A 23,859-nucleotide genomic window follows, 5' to 3' on the forward strand; every position below is an offset into this window, starting at 1 on the left:
ACTGGGGGCGTTACATAAAAAGTTACAGACCAGCAATGACCTCTGTTGATCATCGATTTACGTTCAGTCTGGGCCGTAACCGCTCTTTATTCAATAGCTACTGCATAGACACCCGAAATTCAGCAGGTGTCATACCCGTTTTTTTCTTAAACAAACGACTAAAATAGTGCGGGTACTCAAATCCTAACAGATAGGCCGTTTCATTAACCGACAATGAGGTGACCATCAGCAATCGCTTTGCTTTTTCGATCAGCGCGTTATGGATGTGCTGTTGAGTATTCTGGCCGGTTTGCGATCGGAGCATATCACTTAAGTAAGCAGGTGACACGTTCAGGTCATTAGCCAATGACTGCACGGTGGGCAATGGATGCTCGCCCTGCTGAGCAAAGTAGCCCATCAGTAGGGCCTCGAAGCGAGTCAGCAGTGAATCTTCTTCCCGATTTACTTCGGCGGTACGTCGGGTCAGGAATTGACGGTGGTAGAACCGGTCGGCATACGTGAGCAATAAGTCAATCTGAGCCACCAGTACGTCCTGGCTGAAGGAGTCAACAGGTCTTTCAGCTTCCGCCTGAATGGCACTTATTAGCTGGTTCACGGTAGCTTCTTCGGCACCTGACAGGTGCAGGGCCTCATGAGTGCCATATGAGAAGAAACCATACCGAGTTATTTTCTGACCCAGCGGATATTTTGCCAGCAGGTCGGGATGAAACAGTAATGTCCAACCCGTTAGGTTCGCAAAGATTTCGGTTAATTCATCGGCATTGGCCGCATTGGCCAGCCAGCAACCTTGCCCTGGTGCCAGAAAGCTCATAACCCCCTCATTAAAATCGTATGACTTATGGCCGTACCGAATAGCCGCTTTACCAAGGCCTTGTTTGAGGGAAACCATATAAACTTGCTGCACAACGGGGGTCAGCATAGCTGGTGGAATCGCTTCAACAGGCTGCCGGTGCAGGGCGTTGAAGTCAATTACCGTGAGCAACGGGTGAAGCGGGGCTGGTAGATCGTAAAACCGGGTGTATTCGGTTACGGTTTCCAGCACCTTAAATGGAACAGGTTTGGTTTTCATAGCTTTATAACCCATTCGTTCGCAGGAACGACAAATATACATCCGTTGTTCCTGCGAACCTTATCTAACTGAAGGAAGGATAAGCAACACCGGCCGTACTGCCAATCGGCAGCAGTGCATCGAGTTCGGCCAGTTCAGAGGGACTGAGCGTTAGGGCAGCAGCCGCTACGTTTGCTTCCAGATACGTCCGACGTTTTGTGCCGGGAATGCAGACCACATCCTGAGCCAGCACCCAGGCCAGCGCCAGTTGGGCGGGTGTCGTGTTTTTGGTAGCGGCCCAACTTTTCAATTTTTCGACCAGCTCAAGATTTTTATAGAAGTTTTCGCCCATGTACCGCGGAAAATACCGACGGGAATCATCCGGAGCGAAATCATCCGGGCTTTTGATTTCGCCCGACAAAAAGCCTCGGCCTAGGGGTGAATAGGCAACAAAACCAACTCCCAGCTCCCGGCAGAGCTGCAACATGCCGGTTTCTTCGACACTGCGATCAAAAAGCGAGTATTCGGTTTGGAGTGCCGTGATGGGGTGAACCGCATGCCCCCGACGGAGCGTATCGGCATCTACTTCCGACAGCCCGATGTAACGAACTTTTCCTTCCGTCACCAGTCGGCTCATGGCGCCAACCGTATCTTCAATCGGGGTATTCGGATCGAGCCGGTGGAGGTAATATAAATCCACATAGTCGGTTTTGAGTCGGCGGAGCGAGCCTTCGATGGATTTACGAACGTAGTCGGGACGTCCATTAAAGTGAAAATCCCAGTTGCCCTTATCGTCGAGATTAAAACCAAATTTAGTAGCGATTACAAACTGATCGCGTCTGTTGGCAATTGCCCGGCCAATCAGCTCTTCGTTGTGAAATGGACCATAGACATCGGCGGTATCGAGCATAGTAACACCGAGTTCGTGTGCTCTATGAATGGTTTCGATGCTCTGTTCATCATCGGTAGGTCCATAAATTGTGCCCATTGGAGCGGGCGACATACCCATGCAGCCAAGCCCTTCAACCGATACCTGTAACCCCTGGCTACCCAGGGCAACCTGTTTGATTGTGTTCATACCGTGAAATAGTTTGTGAAAGAACACAACAAAGGTCGGCTGCCGGTCCTACGTCCTGGCTATACAAATTGGAGCTTCTCCAACACAAAATGCGTACTGGGGCGGTCCTTCTTTTACTCCGTAGATTGATACGTTGACATGAACGGATACTCAGTACAGAGGAGGGGCGTTGCGGGGGAAATCAGTTTGCGTAGGCAAAGGAGTTGTAACGCGCTTCTGAGCAATCCATTAGCTGGCTTGCCCTTTCACACTATAACTCAGGGCAACCACTACGAGCAGCAAGCTTAAAAAACCGAAAGCAATGCTCAGGGAAAAATGATCGGCGATAAAGCCCAGCAAAGCAGGACCTGCCAGCATTCCTGTATAGCCAAGCGTTGTGATGGCGGGTATGCTAACCGTGGGCGAGATACCTGATAGCCGGCCTGCTGCACTAAAAAAGATAGGTACAATGTTAGCCGCTCCCAGGCCCAGTAAGACAAAACCGATCAATATCCCTACTACCCAGGGACTCCAGACGGCCATACCTAAGCCTGCTGCGCCCAGCAAACTGCCACCTACGACAACGGTTTTGCCCTTAAAACGAGCTACCAGATTATCTCCCACCAACCGCATCGTCGCCATTGCAATGGAGAAGGCGGAATAGCCCACCCCTGCAAACGCTGCTTCGACTCCTTTCGTGTCCCGCAGAAAGACCGCACTCCAGTCCAGAATAGCCCCTTCTGCCAAAAACACAGCGAAACACATTGACCCTAAGAACAAAACTCTACCGTCTAACCAGTTGTACCGCTGGCTTGCTACGGTTGGTTGCTCATCAACGGCTGAGAAGCGGGCAATGGCCCGTTGCTCCACTTCCAAAGGGAATAAATAGGGGTACTGAGTTAGGGTAATAACAAGCATTAAAGCAGCAATACTGACGGCGGCATAAACGGGGTTCAGCCCCAGCTTCATCAGAAAGCCTAGTCCGAACGAACCCAGCAGGCCACCCACACTAAATAGACCATGCAGGGACGACATAATGGGCTTGCCGTAGAGGTTCTGCACCTGTACACCGTGAGCATTCATGGCCACATCAATGGCACCAATGCCTGAGCCGAACAGAAATAACGTAACGGCCATTGCGACAGGAGAGGTAAGAATGACCAACAGCGGCAAGGCAAGAGCCATAACCAGCGCTGCACCGGCCATGACGATGCGGCTGCCAAACCGGTTAACCAGCCAACCCGAAGTGGGCATCATCAGCATGGCCCCCGCCCCCAATAGCAGTAGTAACAGGCCCAGATTGGCATCGTTCAACGCCAAGCGATCTTTAGCCAGGGGCACCATCGGCGCCCAACTGGACATCCCCAGGCCGCAAACCAGAAAAATCAATTGGGTGGCCAGGCGGGCTTTTACTACCAGCCCCGATTGTATAGCTGCGTCCATGGTGTAAATAGATCTCTATGGGGTCACAGCCAAATGTATAAAAAAATAAATACTGCGGCTTGGCCTTTACTGTCCCGGCTCGATGCTCAGTTCTTCTTTTTCTTCCAGATTCTTAAGCACTTCCTGTTTGTCTAACAATGCGGGACGAAGCTTTTTCTCGGATAGTAGCTTGAATTGATCGGCTACGTGTTTGTTGCCCGGTTGGCTGGCGTTGCCGTAACTGAGCGAAACCTGCGCACGAACGTTGTTGCTGAACTCGGTTATCGCTACGTAGGTGTCGCCTGCCACCGCTCTGTTTTGCTTGGCGTCCCGACCTTCGGGCGCAAAGTAGATGGTGCGGTAGATGCCGTATTGCTCGGAGCCACCATTACCGGGAAAATCCTTCCCATTAAAGGTAAACCGGTTCACATCGCCCCACGCAACATCTAGTTTGCCGTATCGCTGGCGCACTTGCTGGGCGGCTTTCGCCAGCATAGTAACCGCTTGCTGTGGATTTTTTAAGCCGTCGGGCGTAGTGACAGGGCGTTGCGGGTCCCAGGGGACGGCCGTCATACCGGGGTTGAATTGGTCAAACCAGGCAGCAAACAGAACGGCTCCTTTGCTATCGACATTGGTGGCTTTATCCCAGGCTTTTAAAACGGTGGCTGCCTGCATGGCCAGCGTATCAGGATGCTTCTCAACAGCAGCCAGCAGATCGTCCAGGAAGCGGTCGGCGGCTTCCATACCCGTATTGAGTTTATAACCGGCTAGCTCGTCGAACGTAATGGACGCGTCATCTTTGATCAGATTGATTGACCGTTGTGGTCGCAGGCGGAGCGGTATCAACGGCGACATGTACGGTGCGAATTGCTTCGGATCAAGGGCGATCGGGTAAGTACAGGTCCACGGAGCATCGTTGGCGTTCTGTACAAACCCCGACGGCGGATTAAATACTTTTGGCAAATCCTGATACGGGTGTGTTTCGGTCCAGATGTACTTAGAGGCCGTGCCATCCACCGCGCCTTGCCAGAATGGCCAGTCGCCTTCGGGGCGTTTGGGGACACTGCCGTTGAACAGATAGAGAATGTTACCCGCCTGATCAGCGTAGATGATGTTGAACATCGGTAATTGCAGCTTCCTGACCGCTGCTTCAAACTCCTGGTAATTCCTGGCTTTCGCCATATAATGGTGCTGAGCGGGCGAGGAACTGTCCAATCCTGCGAACCGAAAGGCGTACGTTTTCCCGTCTTTGCTTTCCATTACGGGGCCATGCTTGCTGTACCGGAACGTGATGGTTTGTTCCTTGAGCTGACCGTCGGGTTGCCGTATTTTAAACGTAACGGGCTTTTTCTCGAATGGCTGTTTGACGCCATCCAATACGTATCCATCATCCTGTACCGTAAGCAGATAGCGGTCGGCCGCATCGATGGTGTTAACCGTATGCGTCCAGCCCAGGTGATTGTTGAACGCAATATTCAGGACGGGCTGCCCCACGAGCGAAGCACCGTAGGCCATAAAGCCGGGCGCGTTGAGGTGCGCTTCAAAAAATAGGAAGAAGTTTTCCCAGGGCAGGTGTGGATTGGCCATCAGCATTGCCTTTTTAGACGCCGACTTACTGGGGGCGATGGCATACGCATTCGAGCCCGGCGGCATTACCCGAGCCGCGCCAGCTTCTCCTCCGCCAATAAATTCCAGACAAATCACCCGAAGGCTGTGCGCCAGTACATCCTGGGACGTAACAGGAAGCACTTGTTTAAATTCATTACCAATAGCCTCGGGGTGCGCTTTCGCGTAGGCGTTTACCCCTTTGACGAAGCTGTCCAGGCATTTACGGTATTCCGGGTCTTGCTGGCCGTACTGTTTCTGCACGCGTTCTGGTACGTTGAACATAGTCACGATCTTATCCGAATGCAGGTAGTCGCCACCCCAGTACTCCGCTGCCTTGCCACGCGCCTGTCCATACAACCGCAGCAGCAGATTGGCGTGGTTGTGCATCTGTGCATAACCAAACGCGTAATACATCTCTTCGACCGTGCGGCCGTAGATGTGCGGAACACCGTAGTTGTCCCATAAGATTTCGGTTTTTTTGGCTCCAGACGAGCGGTTAGCCGACTGACCGAAAGCGCACAGACTAACAACCGTAAATAGTGTGATGAGTAGTTTCATTGTAAAAAGAGGTCGCTGAAGGGTTTTATGGGGTTAATCTTTAGGGGTTTAGATAGAAGCGGACGAAAGGCTAATCGGTTCGCAAGCTATTGACAGGGTTTGCAATGGCGGCTTTCAGTGCCTGGCGCGATACGGTCAATACGGTCGTCAGCACCGTCAGTCCAATGGTTGAAGCAAATAGCCACCAGCCGATCTCAATATGGTACGTGTAGCCTTGCAACCAATTGCTCATCAGCCACCAACCCAACGGAGCGGCTATCAGAAAGCCCAGGACCAGCAATTTGCCAAATTCTCGTCCAAACAGCCAAAGGAGCTGTAACGTATCAGCGCCTAACACCTTACGGACGCCAATCTCCTTTGTTTTACTTTCGGCCATGAACGTAACCAGTCCGTATAAACCTAAGCAACCAATCAGGATCGCAATGAGCGATAACGCCTGTACTAATCCGGCCAGTAGTCGCTCGGTCTCATAAAAACTGTTTATCAGGTCGCTGATATACCTTGACCGATACACCTCTTCGGGTAGCAGTTCGTTCCAGGTGCCTTCAATTGCTTTGCCAACCGTTTCTGTGTGCATCGGATTAATGGCCAGCGTAGCCATCTGACAATGAGTAAGATCGTAAACTAACGTAATGGGTAGTACCGGCGCGCGTGTATCGCCATTGCGAAAGTCTTTCACCACACCGACAATGACCCGGTCGGCGTCTTTTACGTGCATCCGCTTGCCAATTACTTCCTGCGGTGATGCTACGCCTAATCGCCTGACCAACGTTTCGTTGACCAGCACTTCCCGGCTGGTGGTATCATTACTCAGAAAATTACGACCTGCTACCAACGACAGCCTGAACGTTGCTACGTAGTTCTCATCGGCTGCCCGGACGCGCGTCTCGAAGGATTCGGGTTGCGTATGGGTGTGGTAACTAAACGGACTGGGTCGATTATAGGGAGACGCTGGCGGATCGCTGCAAAAGGATACCTGCTCTACACCGGCCACCCGCAACCAGCGGTCACGTAATACGTGGGGTTGAGCTAACCCATCGCGCGGGAGCCAAACCGCAAGAATTGACTCTTTTCTGAAGCCCCAATCAGTCTGTTGCATGTGCCTGAGCTGAACCATGATGACCAGAACGCTTAAGACAAAGAACTGAGTAAGGGTGAACTGGACAACAATCAAGGCTCTACGGATTGATAACCCGCCAATCTGGTGAGTGGTAAGTTTGCCCTTAAGCGCCAAGGTGGGGTTAAACCTGGCCTGGAGAAGCGCCGGGTAAAGGCCAGCCAGTAAAATGACCAACGTGATTAGCCCGGAGAACCAGACCAAAGGCTTAGGCTTGGCCAGATCAAGAATGGAAATAGTTGGGTTGAGCATATCGACCTGCTCGGCCAGGGTCCGGTTTACCAAAGGCAGACAAAGCTGGGTTAGCAGTAACGCAAGCATAACGGCCGCCAATGTCAGCAAAGCCGTTTCCGTCAGAAACTGGACGATCAACTGCCAGCGCGTACTGCCAATCGCCTTGCGAACGCCAACTTCTTTGGAGCGCTTCAAGGCCTGAGCCGTCGCCAGATTGACGAAGTTAATGCAGGCGGCCATGACTAAAAGTAAGCCTACGGCAATCAGAGCATATGAGATAGGCCGGGGAGCCATACCACTCCGCTGGTGGTTTAACTCGTCGAGCGGTAGCACATGAAAGTCAAAAATGGCTGCATCGTTGGGTGAGTAATACTTGCGTCGGATGCCTGGTATGGCGTTGCTTAACTGTTCGGCAGGTACACCGTCACGTAATAGCACAAAGCACATCGCTTGTAGCCCTTTCCAGTCTTCCAGAGCTTGTTTGCTTTCCAACACCGGAATCGTGGCGTAAGAGACAAACGCATCGTAGCGGAGCTGCGTATTAGGCGGTGGGTCTTTAATAATGCCGGTTACGGTGAGATTTGTACGGTTGTCCAATCGCAACGTCCGACCCATAGGAGGGGCATTATCAAAGTACTTGCGGGCGTACCGTTCGCTTATGACAATGGTGTTGGGGGCTGCCAGGGCCGTTTTGGGGTTTCCGCTTACCCATTCTACCCCAAACAGGTCAAAGTATTGCGGCTCGGTATAGCAGATATTTCTGGCTTCGTTGAACTTCTTAAGAAAACGCCCCCGGCCATCTGGTACGCTGATCGTCCGGCCAAAGAACGTTTCGAGCCGAACGGCGCTTTCGACGAACGCATAATTCCGGCGTAGTACGTCGGCCAGCGGTCGTGGGGCAGCATCGGTTTCCATGGTTCGCTCCTGCTTAACATCTGTGACGATCCAGTAGGACCGATCCATGTGCGGATGGTATCGATCGAAGCTGAACATGTAGTTAACTAACAAAAACAGGACAAGGCCACTGGCTAAGCCCACCGATAAGCCAGCAATGCTGATCGCGCTTACGGCCTTGTTGCGCCAAAGGTTACGTAGTGAAACCGTCAGGTAGTTAGAGAACATGGCTTACCAGTTAAGTAAAACGTACGGCGTAAATATATAAATTTCTTATATATAAAATAAAATTTAAATTTTATAAGTGTAGATACGTACGAGAGGGCTTTGGCCGTCGAAAACAATGCTTTTATACAGGGCGTTAATCAAGCTAACTATCACTTCGATTAAACTCAACGATGAAAAACTCAATGCTTCTTCTGGCAGGCTCAATGGCGTTTGCCGGATTTTTATCGAGTTGCGGTCAGAAAGACAAGTCAACCGATGAAGAAACTGCCGACAATAAGCCGGCATCCGTTCAAACTGCCAGCAATACGCTCGAACTCCCCGCTCCGTATGCAACTGAGTCGTCGAAGAAGTTCAGCAACGTCATAGGCTGGTCGGAAGGGCAAATGCCCAAAGCCCCGGCCGGTTTCACCGTGACGAAATTTGCCGGTGACCTGGTCAATCCGCGCTGGATTTACGTAGCACCCAACGGCGATATTCTGGTTGCCGAGTCGAATACGGAGCAGAAAGGCGTCAAAAAGGCTGAGGCTGTGGTGAGTGGCAAAGCAAAATCACAACGCCTGGGCGAAAGCGCCAACCGCATTACCCTGTTCCGGGACGCGAACAAAGACGGTAAACCCGAACTCCGCGAAGTGTTCCTGACGGGCCTGAACCAGCCCTTCGGAATGGTGGTCGTTGGCGATTACTTCTACGTAGCTAACACCGATGCGGTCATGCGGTATCCATACAAGGCCGGGCAGACCAGGATCACCGCTAAGGGTGAAAAAATAAAGGACCTGCCTGCCGGCGGCTACAATAACCACTGGACACGGAATCTGCTTGCTAACGAAGATGGCTCCAAGATCTATATATCGGTCGGTTCGGGGAGCAACGTGGGCGAAAACGGGATGGAAAACGAAGTAAAACGGGCAGCCATCTGGGAAATGAACCCCGACGGTTCCGGTGAACGCCTGTACGCTACGGGGCTGCGTAATCCGGTCGGAATCGATTGGCAACCGGGTACCAACAAACTCTGGACGGCCGTGAACGAGCGCGACGAGCTTGGTGATAATCTGGTTCCCGATTATTTAACGAGCGTGCAGGAAGGCGCTTTCTACGGTTGGCCATACTCGTATTTTGGTCAGAATGTGGACCCGCGCCGGAAAGGTGAACGCCCGGATCTGGTCAAGAAAGCCGTTGTGCCGGACGTACCACTGGGCGCTCATACGGCTTCGTTAGGACTAGCTTTTTACGATAAAGAAGCCTTCCCGCAGAAGTACCACAACGGGGCTTTTATTGGGCAGCATGGGTCATGGAACCGGTCGGAGTTCTCGGGATACAAAGTCGTATTCGTACCGTTCGAGAATGGTCAGCCTGGTAAGCCTGAGGATTTCCTGACGGGCTTTATCGCCGACGGCAAAGGTGATGAAGTACACGGCCGGCCCGTGGGCGTAACGGTACTGCCCGATGGAGCGATGCTGGTAGCCGACGATGCCGGAAACACCATCTGGCGCGTTGCCGCTGCTAAATAATGCCATACCCCAAACCCCTGAAGGGGCTTAGCGCTGCTTAACATAGACTCGTGAAATTGGCAGCGCTAAGCCCCTTCAGGGGTTTGGGGTATTTACTATTACCGCCTGAAATCAAGGTTGTAGTTGAGACTCAGCCGAAAACCGTTGTTGTATTCAAACACTCGGTTATTCGAAACTGGATCGGGGTCGGCGTGCTGCGTGATCTGGTTCAGGTAGCCAAGCTCCGCCGACAGGTTGTCCCTGAACTGAAAGCCAATTGCTCCGTAAATCCGGTTCTGGTTATACACATTTAGATCAACATTCCGGCCGAAGCTGATGAAAAGCTCATCGAAGAACGACAGAAAAAACTCCCGACTGTCCACCGTTCGGCCTTGTAGGGGCAGGGTAGCTTCGATCTGATACCGGATTCGGTTCTGGTATTCCCATGAGGCAATCCGGCGCGACCCGTCAGAGGCTATGTCGCTGATCCAGCGCTGTTCGAGTCGAAAGCGATGCCCCAGCGTAACAACCCCTGCCGTATCGGCAATCTGAATGTCTTCATAGATACGGTGTTCGGGGTAGGGCACCCCTTTGTCAGCAGTCGGATAGTCGCCGTAGGGGTACGTGACCAGCGTCGTGTAGCCGAAACCGCCCGTGATCTTATCGTTGAGGCTGTAGTTTGCACCCAGCCGGGCCAGCCACTGCTGCCATTCTGAAACCCAGTACACGCGTCGCCACTGGTACTCCGTGTGCAGTTCCCACTTACGGGAAAGGGCATGGTCGCCGTTGTAGACGAACCACCCAATCTGATTCTCATCCCTGAGTCGTTCCAGTTGGGCGGTAGCCAGAAACGGCATCAGGCAGAAAAGGACTACAATGAAACTGGCTTTGTGCATGTCGCTTTCTTCCCGTACTGGCAGGAAGACATAGTGATAACCGGCAGGGCGGATGTAAGGGCGAAATAATACGAGTTACCGGAAACCTTTAGCGAGGTACCGGTCACTATTTCCCTCTACGTCACGGCTCTTTCTTTGCCTGCGCTTCCAGCACAAGCTGCTGACGGGCGTTGACGGGGGTAATGTGCACGTAGTTGCCTTTGCCCGCTACGGCAATGCGCCGGAGCTTCTGGCTGTTGATCTGGTTACGGCCAAAAGTGAAAACGGTCAGGTACACATCCTGCCGAACATTCTCCGCCACCAGTCGATACACATCGTTGCTGATGGGAAATTCGCCGTCGGTAGCCAGCACAATCCGGTTATTGCCCGCCCGGATGTAGTGTCTGTTAGCCAGTTTGTAAGCCAGCCGAATGCCTTCGTCCCCATCGGTGTCGCCGTCCGACCGCAGTTCGTCGATCAGGCGGGCAATCTCATCAGCTTTGTTGCCCGGCGTTGGTTTCAGGGCAACTTTCGCTTTCCCCGAATATACGACAACCGATACCTGGTCTTCGGGACGTAGCAGCTTCAGCAGCGATTTAACGGATTGCTTCAGCAACGGCATCTTGAACGGCGAATCCATCGACGACGATACGTCCAGCAACAGGACCAGGTTGTTAGGCGCAAAACCCGCTAATGAGTTCGTTGGTGTCGACGTACCAGACCGGTCAATGAAGACCGTATCGACGCGGGTGCGATCGACGTACACCGTGTCCCGCTGTATCACCGGCTCGCTGGGTGTTGGGTCAGGGGCACCGGTGCCCAGCCGCGCGGGTGCATCGCTGGGAGTTGGATTCGGCTGGACAACTACGGCCACCGGCGGCTGAGTGGTCGGTTCCGTTTTTTGGGGGATCGGCTGCGACGGCTTTGGCAGGGAGTTTCGGCGGAGGATAAAAAGATCCGGTTGATTAACCGCCTTCAAAACGCCTGCTTTGGCCAGTTCGCTGAATTTGTTGTATTCGTAGATAAGCTCGTTGTTGTAGAAATAGTAGATCGATTCGAATGGGTTAGTACGTGAATCTGCCGGCTTTACCGAACCGGTTTTTTCTGCAAACCGTAACGATTTTTCGGCTACGTCCTCATACGGCGAATACGGGCAAAGACCGTTGCTTCGGCCGTAGCGCTGGAGGCCTTTTAAGTTCTGATACTCATCACGAATCAGTGTCCGGGCGTCAGTAACCAACTTGTCGGTGGTCGGCAACTGGCTGGTTTCTCCTTTCAGAAAAGCCTTAATGCCGAACAGTACGTCGCGGTTGTTGTCGATAGTCTGGAGCAGTGCCTTTCCGGCTACGTGCCAACTGGTCGGGCTGGCAACCGGGTAGCTTTCGTGAATGCGCCGGACATCCTGATACAGCCGTTCTTTCTTCTGGTCGAAGGTATCGAATAGGTACAGGTAGCGGTCCAGAATGGCATCGGAGCGCTTCAAGCCGTCCTGCAAATACTGATTTTCGGCGGTGTACGTAATCAGTTCGATGCTCAGGCCGTCCATTTCATTCAATATATTGAGAAGCACCTCGGCCTGGCCATTAATGGAAGCCCGATACGGCTGCGGAACGTAGCGGCTTTCGCTCACCAGCAACTGATACTCCGAAAGGGGAATTTTAAATTCCTCGTGCGAATACGTCAGTCCGCCTTTCCGCGTGCGAAACTGGTTGCGGTAGTAGTCGGCCGACGATTGATAATTCCGGAGCAGCATCTGGAGTTTGTGCTGCTGCCGAAGCGATTCGTTAATGAACTCAACGTAATTACTCAGCGCCCGAAACGTAGTCAGTTCCTGGGGCGTAGTGGCCGGTTTGATCGTAAAACTAATTGGTTTTGCATCCGCAAATGGCTGTGTCCGGCCCGATGCCTGCGCCGTTTGTTGGGGTGGGTCAAGCGCAAAAGCCGGACTGAGTTTGGGCGAGTTCAGCAATTGTTTGGCAGACGTACTGTACTGAACAAACGACTGCTGAGCCGCGAGCAGATCGTTGTTGTAGTGATTCAAAAAAGACAGATAAAACGCATTACCATGCCGGGACGATTGCCGCGCAGCAAAGGTGTAGTCGTCGACAGCCCCCCGTTTCAATGCCTGAATTGTCTGGAGGGCCGACTTAAAGCTGTTGATCATGTCCGAAGCCGGGTAGTCGATCCCCGACTTCGCTTTACCAAGGACCAGCAGAATTTTTTCGTCCGCCAGAATACTTTTCTGCACGGTTTCGACCGGCCAGGCGGCCTTAGCTCCTTCGTTTAGGTAGTACGACAAACTATCGAACAACTGCTTCTGACGCTGAAGCACATCTTCCATTTCTTTCTCCGTATGCAGGTACGCATTGGTGGGTAGGTAAGGCTGATACCGGCGATAGACACGTTGAATCTGCTTGTAAAATGTCTCTTTATCCTGGCTGAACTGGTTGAACAGGGTCTGCATCTGGCCAATCAACGCATCCGATTGCTTGAGGTTATCGCGCTGATAGTCCTGAAGCCGAACGTAGGTTTCCAGGGTTTTGCCGGTTTCGTCGAGTTTGGTCAGCAGTTGCCAGAGCGCCTGTGTGCTGGCGGTTAGCCGTTGCTTTTCGGCCGGCGTCAGCCCGTCGGCGGCCAGGGCTTTTTTGTAGTAATACTCCTCCAACGGCCCCGATGAGGGCAGACGAAGCTGAAACGTAGGCTTTTCCCGATAGCGCTCTACTTGCTCAACGTACGTCTGAATCATCCGAAAGCGGTTGATTACCTCGTCGGTCGATTGATTTAGAAAGGCTACGTACTGGTTAAGCGACTGCTGAGGGGTTTCCTGCAGCGAGTGAGCCGTTGCCCAGACGGACGAAAAAATAAGCAGACACAAAAAGACGTATTGCATAACCAAAGTAAGCAAAAGCTAACCGGCTCACAGCGAGGTGATTTAGTCAACGGTTTATCAACGTGCGCCGGTGTTATTGGCCGGAGCAGGGAGAGCCGGGACCTGTTGCCATAGACGCTTATTGTTTATCTTGTAGGCTGTTCTGGCCGCGACACGTACTAACACATTGATTCGCCAACATTCCATGAAGCATTTTACCGTCAGCATGATTCCGTTCTGTCTCTTCCTGTTCGCCTTGCTGCCAACCAGTCATGCCGTCGCGCAACGATTCAGTACCGCCGAAGTAGCCCGCTGGCGGCAGCAGGCCAGACAGATTACCATCATCCGCGATACGTGGGGAGTACCACACATCTACGGCAAAACGGACGCCGACGTCGTGTTCGGGCTGCTGTATACCCAGTGCGAAGATGACTTTGCCCGGGTGGAGGCCAACTACATTGATGCCATCGGTCGGCTGGCCGAGGTGGAAGGCGAATCGGCGCTGTACCACGACCTGCGGGCACGGCTGTTCATGGATTCGACCCAGGCTATCGCCCAGTACAAAAAGAGTCCTGCCTGGATGAAGAAAATCCTCAATGCCTTTGCGGATGGCACGAACTACTATCTCGCTACGCATCCGAATGTTAAACCCGCGCTGCTGACCCGGTTTCAGCCGTGGATGCCGCTGATGTTCAGCGAGGGGAGTATTGGCGGCAATATCAGTGCAGTGTCGGCCGAGCGGCTGAAGGCGTTTTATACCCAGAGTAAGTCAACGTCCTGGCTCAACTACGACGTTGGCAAGGCAGATCGGGAGCCGGTTGGTTCGAATGGGTTTGCCATTGCGCCGTCGAAAAGCGCGACCAAAAACGCCCTGCTGCTCATCAATCCGCATACGTCATTCTATTTCCGGTCGGAGGTGCACATGATCAGCAACGCCGGCCTGAATGCCTACGGGGCCGTTACGTGGGGGCAGTTTTTCATCTACCAGGGCTTCAACGAAAACTGCGGCTGGATGCATACCTCCAGCCAGGCCGACTCGATGGACGAATACCTCGAAACGGTCGAAAAACGGAACGGTAAATATTACTACAAATACGGTAACGACTGGCGGCCGGTGCAGACGCAAACCGTTTCACTGCCCTACAAACAGGGCGATAAGATCCTGCAAAAAGAGTTTACCATGTACCGCACGCACCACGGTCCCGTTGCTGGTCAGCAGGGCGACCAGTGGATCACGGTCCGGATGATGAACGATGGCCTGAATGCTCTGTCGCAGTCGTACCTGCGCACGAAGGCCACCGACTACGCCAGCTACAACGAGGTGATGAAGCTGAACGGCAACGCATCGAACAACACGGTATTTGCCGATCGTAAGGGGAACATTGCCTACTGGCACGGTAACTTCATGCCGCGTCGGGACACAACCTTTAACTGGAACCAGCCCGTCGACGGCAGCAATCCCAAAACGGAATGGAACGGATTGCATCCGGTCGGGGACATTGTGCAGGTGCTGAACCCGGTCAGCGGCTGGATTCAGAACTGCAACTCAACGCCTTTCACCGTATCGGGTAGCAGCAGTCCGGCAAAGAACAAGTACCCAACGTACATGGCTCCGGATGCTGAGAACTACCGGGGTATCAACGCCGTTCGGGTGCTGAGTCGCCGGTCAACCTACACCCTCGACACGCTGATTGCCGCGGCTAACGACCCGTATCTGGCCGCTTTTGAAGAGTTGATTCCGTCGCTGGTGTCGGCCTACCAGACCGTAGCGGGTGGGCAGGGTGCCGTGTCGCCGGCCGTAACCGAAGCGGTTGATACGTTGAGGGCCTGGAACAGGAATTACGGCGTCGGTTCTGTAGCACAAACGGTCGCCACGTACTGGGGCGAGCGGATTCAGCGGCTGGCGCGCGGCCGGATTCCTGCCGGACAGCGACCTGACCAGTTGCGCTTCACAGCCATCGTGGTCAACAATACGACTGCTGAGGAAAAGATCAGTGCGCTGAACGACGCATTGGCTGAACTGACCCGCGACTTTGGTACCTGGAAAACACCCTGGGGCAACGTCAACCGCTTCCAGCGCCTGACCGGCAAAATTGACGAAACGTTTGATGATCAGAAACCCAGCATACCGGTAGCCTTCACGTCGTCGGCCTGGGGTTCGCTCGCGGCTTACGGAGCCCGAACGTATCCGGGTACTAAAAAACGCTACGGCAGCGTCGGCAACAGTTTCGTGGCCGTTGTTGAGTTCGGGCCAAAAGTAAAGGCGCGGTCAGTTGTTACGGGCGGGCAGAAAAGCCAACCCGATTCCCCTCATTTTACCGACCAGGCCAACCTCTATTGTTCCGGACAATTTAAGGAGGTGTGGTTCTACCCCGAAGATGTTCGCCAGCACGCCGAGAAAACATACAAACCAGGCGATGAATAAAAAAAGCAGCCCGCTCTGACGGAATTTCAGAGCGGGCTGCTGGCTTAGGAGTTACACTATTTATCCGCTCGCTTGAGCTGCCACGTACCGGATGCCTGTCCGCCATTGGCTTCCCAGGAACCTTTCATACCGGGGTCGGCCAACTTTCCCGAAAAGTTTACGTCGTTGCCCGAGTTGGGATCTGTGTAGCTGGCTGAAAGCTTACCGTTCTGCCAGACGGCCGTTTTTAGATTAATTGGGTACCGATTTCCATCGGGGGGCAGCATGACGATCTGGCCGGTCAGTTTGTTGCTTTCGCGGTTGAGGATCAGCTCAAAATTACCCGAATCATCTCCCTCGTACGTTCCGGTCCATTTGCCGACAAGGGTAGACAGCGTATCCGTCGAGGCCGTTGTATTTTGGGCGTTTGCCCCAGACACGGTAGCCGTCAGCAGCGTTACCAGCAGTAAGAGTGTTTTCATAGCTTTTGAGAAACAAATAAGAGGTTGTTTACCAATACGATGCCTATATCAGCGGAATCGTTGGATAGGCGGCCCGAAAATATAGCTGAATTCGTGGCCTTCCCCTCAAAAAACTTCTGCACTCAGTCAAGAATCGCTTGTATAATCTACTTTTTCACTGATGAATTGTAGGCATTAATTGTACTTTTCCAATTAGGGTTAAACTATTTTAGTACGTTATAAGGTTATATAGATGACTATTGTAGCAATATGTTGTCTGAGAAGATAACTGATTGTTAATTAATTGTGAAGGATATGGAATTAACACAAGCGTATAAACATAAAAATAAAGCTAAGGCCACGGTTATTAGCGTTTGTACTTTTTCTCGGTTGTATGTGCTGGGCTTTATTGAGGCTAACCGGGATGTATTTGAAGCATTGATTCGGGCGGCTACGCCATTTGGTGGAAACTGTCTGCCGGCAAGAAAGGCATATTGATAGAAAGCTATACTAGTAAATCATTTAAAAGACAACATCCATGAACACACAGGTAAACTCACTACATGAACAGGTGGCGCTCCTGCAAAAACAGGTCGATTCGCTGACCAGGCAGGTCTCGACGCTGGCCAGTCGTGTACAACCCGAGCCAACGCAGGAGATTCGGGAAGTGAATAAGAAAGAAATTGGTATCATTCGCTACCGACAGTTGCACGGTAAGGCGTAGCGCATGCATATTTAATGCATGAACACCGCAAAACGACTTATTACTGATCACTATCGCAGCCTCTTGATCGCTTTACTACTGGGCATGGGGTTGTTTCGTTTCGAAACGGCCCATGCTCAGTTGTCGGAGCAGTGGCTTGGTGTCTGGACCGGCACCATGTATATCTACCGGCAAAAAGCCCTGACCGATAGCGTGCCGGTACGGCTAACCATTGCAAAGACTAATCAGCCGGATGTGCTGACCTGGAAAACAGAGTATCAGTCGACCACTCGACCGATGACCAAAGACTATACCCTGCGGGTCAGTGACGCCAGTAAAGGGGTGTTTATCACTGATGAGGGCGAGGGTACGCTCCTGACGGACTATCAGTTCGGCAGCAAACTCTACAGTGTATTCGAGGTAAATGGTATCCTGCTGACGGCTACGTATGAACTTCGGGGAAATGAACTGATTTTTGAGGTTACGTCCGGCAAAAAACTCACTAATCCGACAAATGGCGTCAGTAGCTACTCGGTGGACAATCTGCAGCGGGTAGTGTACCGAAAAGTTCAGTAGGTTGACCAAATGGTAATAGACCGGCCCCCGTCAATAAATAAACGGGCGGTTGTGGTGCTACACTGCACCGCTGGTAGTTTATTGCCAACCTGACCACGCTTGTGCGCACCGTTCATTGGTCAATAGGATCAGATGCGTACCAGGCAACCTCAGGTGACTACAACGTATGAATAAACGAGTCTCTATCTACCAGGTTGATGGTGCCCTTTTGCTTGGGGTTTTAATCGTTATCATTCTGTATTTCGGCCGACCCTTTCTGGTGCCGCTCTTTTTTGCCGTCATTTTGTCGATGTTGTTCCTGCCGGTGAGTTACCGGCTCGAACGCTGGGGGGTGGGGCGTCTTAGTGCCACGCTGCTGTCTATTCTGTTGCTATTGGTATTAATTGCGGGCTTCTGCGGGGTCATCTATGCGCAGGCCGTCACGTTTGCCAACGATTGGCCACAGATCAAGCCCAAGTTGCAGGATTTTTTGCAGCAAGCCCAGGAGTGGGTACATCAGCGCTTTGGGCTTACAGCCCAGGAGCAGATCAGTTCGCTAAAGTCGCAGGTGTCGAAGCTGTCGTCGTCATCAGGGCAAACCATCACAGCCGTTGTCGGGGCATTAGGTGGTTTGATAACGTCGTTCGTGCTGGTTGTTCTCTACATGTTTTTTCTGATGTGGAAGCGCGAAAAATTTCGCGATTTTTTCCTGAAACTCGCGGCTCCTGAAAACCGGTCGGATATGCGGGATTCGCTGGATAAAATCACCCAGGTTTCGGCGCAGTACCTGATCGGACGGCTGATCTCCATGTTGTTTCTGGCAGTCTTCTATGCGATTGGCCTATCGATTCTGGGGCTTCAGAACGCTGTTTTAGTGAGTATTATCGCTGTCATTCCTACCCTGATTCCGTATATAGGGGCCTTTGTTGGGGCCACTTTTCCGTTGGGTATGGCTTTTCTGAACGGCTCACCGGATCTGCTATTGCCGACAATTGTGATTTTGGTTGCCGCTCAGATCATTGATAACAACATTATCGAACCACTGGTGATGGGTAACAAACTGGATTTAAGTCCCATCTTTACCATTATCGCCGTTGTGGCGGGAGAGTTGATCTGGGGAATTCCCGGTATGATACTTTTTGAGCCCCTGTTTGCCATTATCCGGATCGTCTGCGAGCACATTCCGGCTCTTCATCCGTATAGCTTTTTGTTAAGCAACGAGTTGGACGAGCCCCAGTGGATGGGTAAAATGAAGCAGATGCTGGGTAGAATTCGTAGCTAGGCCAGTGGTATCCGGGCTTCGTCGGCCTTTTTGATGACAAACTGCCGTGCTTCGTCGTATTCTTCGGCAGTGCGTAGATGCTCCAGCATCAACGGAATCTCGCGTGGTAGTGCCGTAACGTTACGCAGGTACGTTGCGTAGTCCATTCCACCGCGTCCGGGCATGGTTTCGGCGAAATGGCCGTCTTTTCCAACAATGTCTTTAGCATGGACAGATACCACCCAGCGCCCTAGTTTGCGAAACGTATCGTTGATTAAAGCGGTGTTGTTATAGAAACGATCCGGACTGTTGATGATGTTGGCTACGTCAATGTGCGCGGCAAAGGCCGGGCGGTCGATGGCTTTGATAAATTTCAGGTACGAATCCGCGCCGTCGGGCAGGCTCCAGCCCATCATCTCCAGGGCAAATTTGGCCCGTTTGGGCTTCACGGCGTCGATGACCTTACGGCAGTTCTCGACCGTAGCATCGAAAAACTCCGGGCCGAGATTGTGCGGATCGGGGCCGTCCCAATTGACGGGGTTGTACGATCCGGCAATGTTGACGCAGGTCAGTGCGCCAACGGCTTCGGCCAGCGCCAGCCGATCGGTTACGTAGGCCAGGTTCTTTTTACGTTTCTCCGCATCCTGATCCAGCATGTTCACCCAGGCACCCACCTCCGCAATCAGGACGTTCTCGGCCGCGAACGCTTTCTGAATAGCCGCAATTCTGGCCGTGTCATTAAGCTCTACCTTGGGTACGTAGGCGGCACTGTAACGCAGTCGCCGGTGCTCCCGTGCCAATTCGGCCGGATCGTCGCTTTTCAGGAAGACAGGGCCACCCAGCCTCAGGGGATTTGGTCCGGTTCGGAACGCTGATAGCGCAGGCACAACGGCGCTACCTGCCAGGAGTGCGGACGATTGAAGGAATTGGCGACGGGAGAGGGAGGGCATGTCAGGGATAAGGCAAGCGTTTAACGATGTCGTTAATGTATAGTTCGGGCCAGTTCAAACGGTTGAGCATACGTCAGCGCCCGCTCATCTGTTACGTTGTTCCCAAACCATGATTGCTGTTCAAAAAGCCGATTCTTTAAGTGTCTGTTCGGTCCCTTCAAGGGCTTGTTATGCCTCACGTAGCCGACTCATAACCGAATTTCTTGCCGTCTTATTTCCGGATAGAACTCACTCCATTCCCACTTTCAGCACCCGGCCGACATCTTTCTGATACAGCCGGCCGATGGGTAATTCCTGACCCGCTACGTCCACGTGCGTTGGTGTATAGGCTGTGATCTTGTCGATGGCGACAATATACGACCGGTGAATACGCACAAAATCATCCTCAGGAAGCATGGCTTCCAGCGAACTGATGCTTTGCTTGACCAGCAGTGGTTTGGCGTTCGTGGTAATGATTTTAACGTAATCTTTCAGGCTCTCGACGTAGAGAATGTCGCGGGTGAACACCTTCACCATCTTGCGGTCGGCCCGGAAATACAGGAATGTGCTGGTGGTTGTTGCTGTTTTTTCGACGGACGGGATGGGGATTGAGGCTGTCTGGCTGGTACCCACCTGAATGGGCTCCGCCTTCATGACTTTTGAAACGGCCCGCAGAAACCGCTCGAACGAAATCGGCTTGAGCAGGTAATCAACAACGTCCAGTTCGTAGCCGTCCAGGGCGTAATCGCGATAGGCGGTCGTAAAAATCACTTTAGGAGGCTGGCGCAGGCTGCGCAGAAAATCCGTTCCGAGCAGTTTGGGCATCTTGATGTCCAGAAACATCAGGTCGACCGGGGTTTCCTGCAACCGACTGAACGCCTGGATCGCGTTGTGGCATTTACCTACGATCTCCAGTCCGTCGACCATATCAATGTACGACTCGATCACTTCCAGGGCGGGCGGTTCGTCATCAACCAGTAAGCAGCGTATGTTCATGGTTAAAAAAGAGTTTAAGGTCTGACGTTCGTAAGTTGATGTTACGTATTGGCTTGATGACAACGACCAACAGTTAACGTCAAACGATAATCATACCGCTTCCGTCAGCCGAACTGCCGATTGGTAAGGCACTTTTATTGGCGACAGCTCCAGCGTGAGCGTGACCATAAAGGTCTCATCTTCGGCCGTAATCCGCAAGTCGTGGCGGTCGGGATACAACAGATGAAGGCGCTTTTTTACGTTCTGTAGCCCAATGCCCCCCACGTAGGTTTCGTCGTGTTCGGTGGCTTCCCGACTGTTAATCAGCTTGAATTTTAACGTAGTGCCCTGCACCGAGAGATCGAGGTGCATCCAGGCCTGTTCCAGTTGTTCGCTGGTGCCGTGTTTAAACGCATTTTCGAGAAAGGGTACCAGCAGCAGGGGGGCAATGAGCTTACTCTGGTAGTCGCCCGAAATGTTGATGGACATATCGAGCCGGTCGCCGTAGCGTAGCTGCTCAAGCCCGATGTAGTTGCGCATGAACGCAATCTCTTTTTCGACGGGCACTTCCGAGGCATTGCAATCGTAGAGCATGTAGCTCAACAGTTCAGACAGTTTCAGTACGACGGCCGGGGACCGGTCTGATTTGCGCAGCGTCAGGGCGTAGAGGTTATTTAACGTATTGAACAGGAAATGCGGGTGTACCTGCGACTTCAGCAACTGTAGTTCGGCCTGAAGTTTCTCCCGTTCAATCTGCTGATACGCTTCCTGTTTTAGATACCAGACTTTGGCCAGTTTGATGGAAGCCGCAAATCCGGCAATGGTCGTAGCGCCCCGTAATCCGGCGATCATTGAATAAAAAAACGTGTCGCTTGGCGAGGGGGCTCCGTAAGCCGTATGAAGGGGAACAATGACCCAAACAGTAGCGCTGGCAGCAACCACCGCGCTCAAAACCATAAAGATAATTACGCCCAAAACGGCCTGAAAGTACTTACCCCGAAACACAAAGAGGGGCAATATGATGTACATCGTTGCGTACGTCAGAGTCATGTGCGAAGGCAGGTAGAGCAGGGCATCGACAGCGGCCACCAACCAGCCTTTCAGTAGTGCCTTCAATAGGTCTTCGCCATAGACCAGATGCCAGTATTGAGCGGGTCGTGTACCATAAATGAGGAACGAGAAAACCCAAAACACGAACCAGAATAGACCGTGTCGCGCCAATCGCTGACGGGGCTGATTTGAGAAGACAAATTCTTTGGTCAGAAGTTGCATAAACCTGCTGATTACTAACCCGAAGATAGACAAACAAAAGGGGCTCACCTACGAACTGTCGGGTTTGTCGACAAACGGCGACCGATCGTCGCCGAACAGCATTGTCTGGCGATTAATGTCACTGATAGCCAATGAAGTGCCTTGTAGCGGTTTACAAACCACGTTGAGCGATTTTGCCAGCAGAGGGTTCGTGGTGTTTCTACTTTTGATTCAGTTAACGACAAATACAACACGCACCAAAAACGCAAATGCCATGAAATCAAACGCTTTCCTCCGCCTGGCCGTACTGGCCGCCTTTTTTGCAACTGCTTCGTTCACGGCCCAGGCACAGCCTACCACAAACAGGAAGCCCCTGACCATAGCCCGTGAGGGTTCGTGGGTCGTCGAATGGAATCCGAAAGATCGCCACTGCACGGTTCGGTTCTATAACGACAAGCAGCAACTGATTTACGAAGAAACGATGAGCCGTCGGCTGAACATTGCCCGTCGCCAGACCCAGCGTAACCTGAATGCCGCCCTGGAACAGGCCATGTTTGTCTGGAATGAAACGCACAAAATGCCAACCGACCGGCAGTGGGTAGCCATTCAGTTTGATAAAAACTAGGCTATTTGATGAGTACTGTCAGGTGGTGTCAGGTGAAGCACCTGACACCACCTGACAGTACTCAGTACCATTATTTCATCTCGCCCAGTAGCCGACCAATCCCGAATTGATCGCCGGCCTGCACGGCCCTGGGACCATCAAATTGAATTTCGACCATCTTCTCGCTCTGCACCGGCTGCCCTTTCTCATCCTGTAGAGTCGCCAGAGTTTTTCTCGTTTTTACATCAATCACTTCGCCCGTCGATGGATAGGCGTACCGGCCGTCCCGGCTAAAGGTTATCCAACCGGGCTGATCCCGTACCGGAAGGCTTTCCAGTTGCTTTGGTGGCATCATATGGGCATCGAAAATGTGGATACGTTGATTGAACGCATCAACCAGCCATACTTCCTGTTCGTCCGGCGTCAGGCCAATGCCGTGACTGGGGCACCCATGCCGTTTGACCGGGCCCTTCTGAAACCCGCTGACTTCAACTCGGTGGAGTTTCTGTCCGGTTGTGATGTCGCCTACTTCAAAACCCAACAGCTCATTGACGTTGACGAACAGCAGCGTCTGACGGCCGTTGATCGTAAACGGTCGGATGCTGGCGCTGAACGGCCCTACCTGACGCGTGGTGCCACTACGGGTATCGACCACCGTCATGTTGGGCGAACGTAGTCCAGCGAGATAAACCCGTGAGCCGTCCGGACCATACAGGGTGTTGTGCGCCCCGGAGTTCGTGACAATCTTGCGGAGTACATCGCCCGAAGCGGCATCCACTACGTGCCAGTGTTCCTTTTCAAACGACGGCAGATAGATTGTTTTGCCATCGGGGGCGATGGACATGCGGTCGCAACCGCCTTCGTACGTTCGCTCCCAGCGCAGTTTCTCCGTAGTCAGATCGACGCATTGCAGCGTATTAATCGTGCTGACATAGACGCATTGAGTGGCCAGACTGACCGCAATCCCTTTCACATTGAGTGGTTTGCCGTCTGCACCTAAACCCGCCAACGGAATACGCTTCACCAGCCGGTGCTGATTGTCGATGTCGTAGACCAGTAAACCGTGTCCGCCGTATTCCAGATAGTTTCGAATGCCCGGAGTTGCTACGTAGAGGTACCGTTTCGCAGCCTTGCGGGGTTTGGCTGAATCGGCATTATCGGTAAATAAGATCGGTTTAGCCGCCAGCAGCAGGGTCAGCAAACCTGTCCAGAGGAGTAAGAACAGCGCTCGGGTCGACATGGGTAATTATGTTTTTTTATTGATTATGAAGCGGTTAAGGAGGTTGCAAAGAACAAATAATGTGCAAGGGTAAATCTAC

General features: G+C 52.5%; 19 protein-coding genes. 7 read left to right on the top strand and 12 right to left on the bottom strand.

All coding sequences use genetic code 11. The features are described 5' to 3' along the window. Positions 1-97 precede the first annotated feature (97 nt). The 5 genes from BN8_RS29510 to BN8_RS29530 all read right to left on the bottom strand — a co-directional run bounded on the left by BN8_RS29510 (position 98) and on the right by BN8_RS29530 (position 8,166). Positions 98-1,069 (bottom strand): helix-turn-helix domain-containing protein, encoded by a 972-nt coding sequence (locus BN8_RS29510; protein WP_040007150.1) that lies wholly within the window; start codon positions 1,067-1,069, stop codon positions 98-100. Between the two features lie 64 nt (positions 1,070-1,133). Further along, the gene (locus BN8_RS29515) at positions 1,134-2,126 is read right to left on the bottom strand and encodes an aldo/keto reductase (RefSeq protein ID WP_009285623.1); all 993 of its coding nucleotides are present in this window, start codon (positions 2,124-2,126) and stop codon (positions 1,134-1,136) included. 228 nt (positions 2,127-2,354) lie between these two features. Next, on the bottom strand, positions 2,355-3,548 hold the full coding sequence (locus BN8_RS29520; protein ID WP_009285624.1) for an MFS transporter: 1,194 nt from the start codon (positions 3,546-3,548) through the stop codon (positions 2,355-2,357). 66 nt (positions 3,549-3,614) lie between these two features. Next, positions 3,615-5,693: an acylase gene (locus tag BN8_RS29525; protein ID WP_009285625.1), complete on the bottom strand. Its 2,079-nt coding sequence runs from the start codon at positions 5,691-5,693 to the stop codon at positions 3,615-3,617. Between the two features lie 70 nt (positions 5,694-5,763). Continuing rightward, a complete protein-coding gene (locus tag BN8_RS29530) occupies positions 5,764-8,166 on the bottom strand; it encodes an ABC transporter permease (RefSeq protein WP_009285626.1) in 2,403 nt (800 codons plus the stop codon). Between the two features lie 170 nt (positions 8,167-8,336). On the opposite strand from BN8_RS29530, the gene BN8_RS29535 reads away from it, so the two are divergent. Beyond that, positions 8,337-9,674 (top strand): PQQ-dependent sugar dehydrogenase, encoded by a 1,338-nt coding sequence (locus BN8_RS29535; RefSeq protein WP_009285627.1) that lies wholly within the window; start codon positions 8,337-8,339, stop codon positions 9,672-9,674. Positions 9,675-9,772: 98 nt separating this feature from the next. On the opposite strand, the gene BN8_RS29540 is transcribed toward BN8_RS29535, so the two are convergent. Next, a complete protein-coding gene (locus BN8_RS29540) occupies positions 9,773-10,549 on the bottom strand; it encodes a DUF2490 domain-containing protein (protein ID WP_009285628.1) in 777 nt (258 codons plus the stop codon). 121 nt (positions 10,550-10,670) lie between these two features. After that, entirely contained in the window at positions 10,671-13,418 is a 2,748-nt protein-coding gene (locus BN8_RS29545; protein ID WP_009285629.1) for a VWA domain-containing protein, read from the bottom strand. 184 nt (positions 13,419-13,602) lie between these two features. Between BN8_RS29545 and BN8_RS29550 the strand changes: the two genes are divergently transcribed. Next, positions 13,603-15,822, top strand: a complete 2,220-nt coding sequence (locus BN8_RS29550) for a penicillin acylase family protein (protein ID WP_009285630.1) — start codon at positions 13,603-13,605, stop codon at positions 15,820-15,822. Between the two features lie 56 nt (positions 15,823-15,878). Here BN8_RS29550 and BN8_RS29555 read toward each other — a convergent pair whose 3' ends face one another. Next, positions 15,879-16,283 (bottom strand): hypothetical protein, encoded by a 405-nt coding sequence (locus tag BN8_RS29555; protein WP_009285631.1) that lies wholly within the window; start codon positions 16,281-16,283, stop codon positions 15,879-15,881. A gap of 294 nt (positions 16,284-16,577) precedes the next feature. Between BN8_RS29555 and BN8_RS33050 the strand changes: the two genes are divergently transcribed. From BN8_RS33050 to BN8_RS29570, 4 genes are all read left to right on the top strand, one after another. Then, positions 16,578-16,760, top strand: coding sequence for a hypothetical protein (locus BN8_RS33050; RefSeq protein ID WP_144051851.1), 183 nt, complete (start codon positions 16,578-16,580; stop codon positions 16,758-16,760). A gap of 40 nt (positions 16,761-16,800) precedes the next feature. Further along, entirely contained in the window at positions 16,801-16,986 is a 186-nt protein-coding gene (locus tag BN8_RS29560) for a hypothetical protein (RefSeq protein ID WP_009285633.1), read from the top strand. Between the two features lie 63 nt (positions 16,987-17,049). After that, the gene (locus BN8_RS29565) at positions 17,050-17,541 is read left to right on the top strand and encodes a hypothetical protein (RefSeq protein ID WP_144051852.1); all 492 of its coding nucleotides are present in this window, start codon (positions 17,050-17,052) and stop codon (positions 17,539-17,541) included. A 166-nt stretch (positions 17,542-17,707) separates the two neighbouring features. Further along, positions 17,708-18,802, top strand: coding sequence for an AI-2E family transporter (locus tag BN8_RS29570; RefSeq protein ID WP_009285636.1), 1,095 nt, complete (start codon positions 17,708-17,710; stop codon positions 18,800-18,802). Here the strand turns inward: BN8_RS29570 and BN8_RS29575 are convergent. The 3 genes from BN8_RS29575 to BN8_RS29585 all read right to left on the bottom strand — a co-directional run bounded on the left by BN8_RS29575 (position 18,799) and on the right by BN8_RS29585 (position 21,957). Then, complete coding sequence (locus tag BN8_RS29575; RefSeq protein WP_009285637.1) at positions 18,799-19,731, bottom strand: sugar phosphate isomerase/epimerase family protein; 933 nt, start codon at positions 19,729-19,731, stop codon at positions 18,799-18,801. The two genes, BN8_RS29570 and BN8_RS29575, sit on opposite strands and share 4 nt — an antisense overlap. Positions 19,732-19,959: 228 nt before the next feature. Next, entirely contained in the window at positions 19,960-20,706 is a 747-nt protein-coding gene (locus BN8_RS29580; protein ID WP_009285638.1) for a LytR/AlgR family response regulator transcription factor, read from the bottom strand. A 90-nt stretch (positions 20,707-20,796) separates the two neighbouring features. Next, entirely contained in the window at positions 20,797-21,957 is a 1,161-nt protein-coding gene (locus tag BN8_RS29585; RefSeq protein ID WP_009285640.1) for a sensor histidine kinase, read from the bottom strand. Positions 21,958-22,210: 253 nt separating this feature from the next. Here BN8_RS29585 and BN8_RS29590 point away from each other — a divergent pair, with 253 nt between their 5' ends. Beyond that, the gene (locus BN8_RS29590) at positions 22,211-22,561 is read left to right on the top strand and encodes a hypothetical protein (protein ID WP_144051853.1); all 351 of its coding nucleotides are present in this window, start codon (positions 22,211-22,213) and stop codon (positions 22,559-22,561) included. A 70-nt stretch (positions 22,562-22,631) separates the two neighbouring features. Here the strand turns inward: BN8_RS29590 and BN8_RS29595 are convergent, their stop codons facing one another. Then, positions 22,632-23,780, bottom strand: coding sequence for a YncE family protein (locus tag BN8_RS29595; RefSeq protein WP_009285642.1), 1,149 nt, complete (start codon positions 23,778-23,780; stop codon positions 22,632-22,634). Positions 23,781-23,859: the final 79 nt, after the last annotated feature.

It is taken from the genome of Fibrisoma limi BUZ 3, assembly GCF_000296815.2.
Taxonomy (GTDB): domain Bacteria; phylum Bacteroidota; class Bacteroidia; order Cytophagales; family Spirosomataceae; genus Fibrisoma; species Fibrisoma limi.

Coding starts and splice junctions, on each gene's coding strand:
- BN8_RS29510 (WP_040007150.1), bottom strand. CDS start 1,069: ATGAAAACCAAACCTGTTCCATTTAAGGTGCTGGAAACCGTAACCGAA.
- BN8_RS29515 (WP_009285623.1), bottom strand. CDS start 2,126: ATGAACACAATCAAACAGGTTGCCCTGGGTAGCCAGGGGTTACAGGTA.
- BN8_RS29520 (WP_009285624.1), bottom strand. CDS start 3,548: ATGGACGCAGCTATACAATCGGGGCTGGTAGTAAAAGCCCGCCTGGCC.
- BN8_RS29525 (WP_009285625.1), bottom strand. CDS start 5,693: ATGAAACTACTCATCACACTATTTACGGTTGTTAGTCTGTGCGCTTTC.
- BN8_RS29530 (WP_009285626.1), bottom strand. CDS start 8,166: ATGTTCTCTAACTACCTGACGGTTTCACTACGTAACCTTTGGCGCAAC.
- BN8_RS29535 (WP_009285627.1), top strand. CDS start 8,337: ATGAAAAACTCAATGCTTCTTCTGGCAGGCTCAATGGCGTTTGCCGGA.
- BN8_RS29540 (WP_009285628.1), bottom strand. CDS start 10,549: ATGCACAAAGCCAGTTTCATTGTAGTCCTTTTCTGCCTGATGCCGTTT.
- BN8_RS29545 (WP_009285629.1), bottom strand. CDS start 13,418: ATGCAATACGTCTTTTTGTGTCTGCTTATTTTTTCGTCCGTCTGGGCA.
- BN8_RS29550 (WP_009285630.1), top strand. CDS start 13,603: ATGAAGCATTTTACCGTCAGCATGATTCCGTTCTGTCTCTTCCTGTTC.
- BN8_RS29555 (WP_009285631.1), bottom strand. CDS start 16,283: ATGAAAACACTCTTACTGCTGGTAACGCTGCTGACGGCTACCGTGTCT.
- BN8_RS33050 (WP_144051851.1), top strand. CDS start 16,578: ATGGAATTAACACAAGCGTATAAACATAAAAATAAAGCTAAGGCCACG.
- BN8_RS29560 (WP_009285633.1), top strand. CDS start 16,801: ATGAACACACAGGTAAACTCACTACATGAACAGGTGGCGCTCCTGCAA.
- BN8_RS29570 (WP_009285636.1), top strand. CDS start 17,708: ATGAATAAACGAGTCTCTATCTACCAGGTTGATGGTGCCCTTTTGCTT.
- BN8_RS29575 (WP_009285637.1), bottom strand. CDS start 19,731: ATGCCCTCCCTCTCCCGTCGCCAATTCCTTCAATCGTCCGCACTCCTG.
- BN8_RS29580 (WP_009285638.1), bottom strand. CDS start 20,706: ATGAACATACGCTGCTTACTGGTTGATGACGAACCGCCCGCCCTGGAA.
- BN8_RS29585 (WP_009285640.1), bottom strand. CDS start 21,957: ATGCAACTTCTGACCAAAGAATTTGTCTTCTCAAATCAGCCCCGTCAG.
- BN8_RS29590 (WP_144051853.1), top strand. CDS start 22,211: ATGAAATCAAACGCTTTCCTCCGCCTGGCCGTACTGGCCGCCTTTTTT.
- BN8_RS29595 (WP_009285642.1), bottom strand. CDS start 23,780: ATGTCGACCCGAGCGCTGTTCTTACTCCTCTGGACAGGTTTGCTGACC.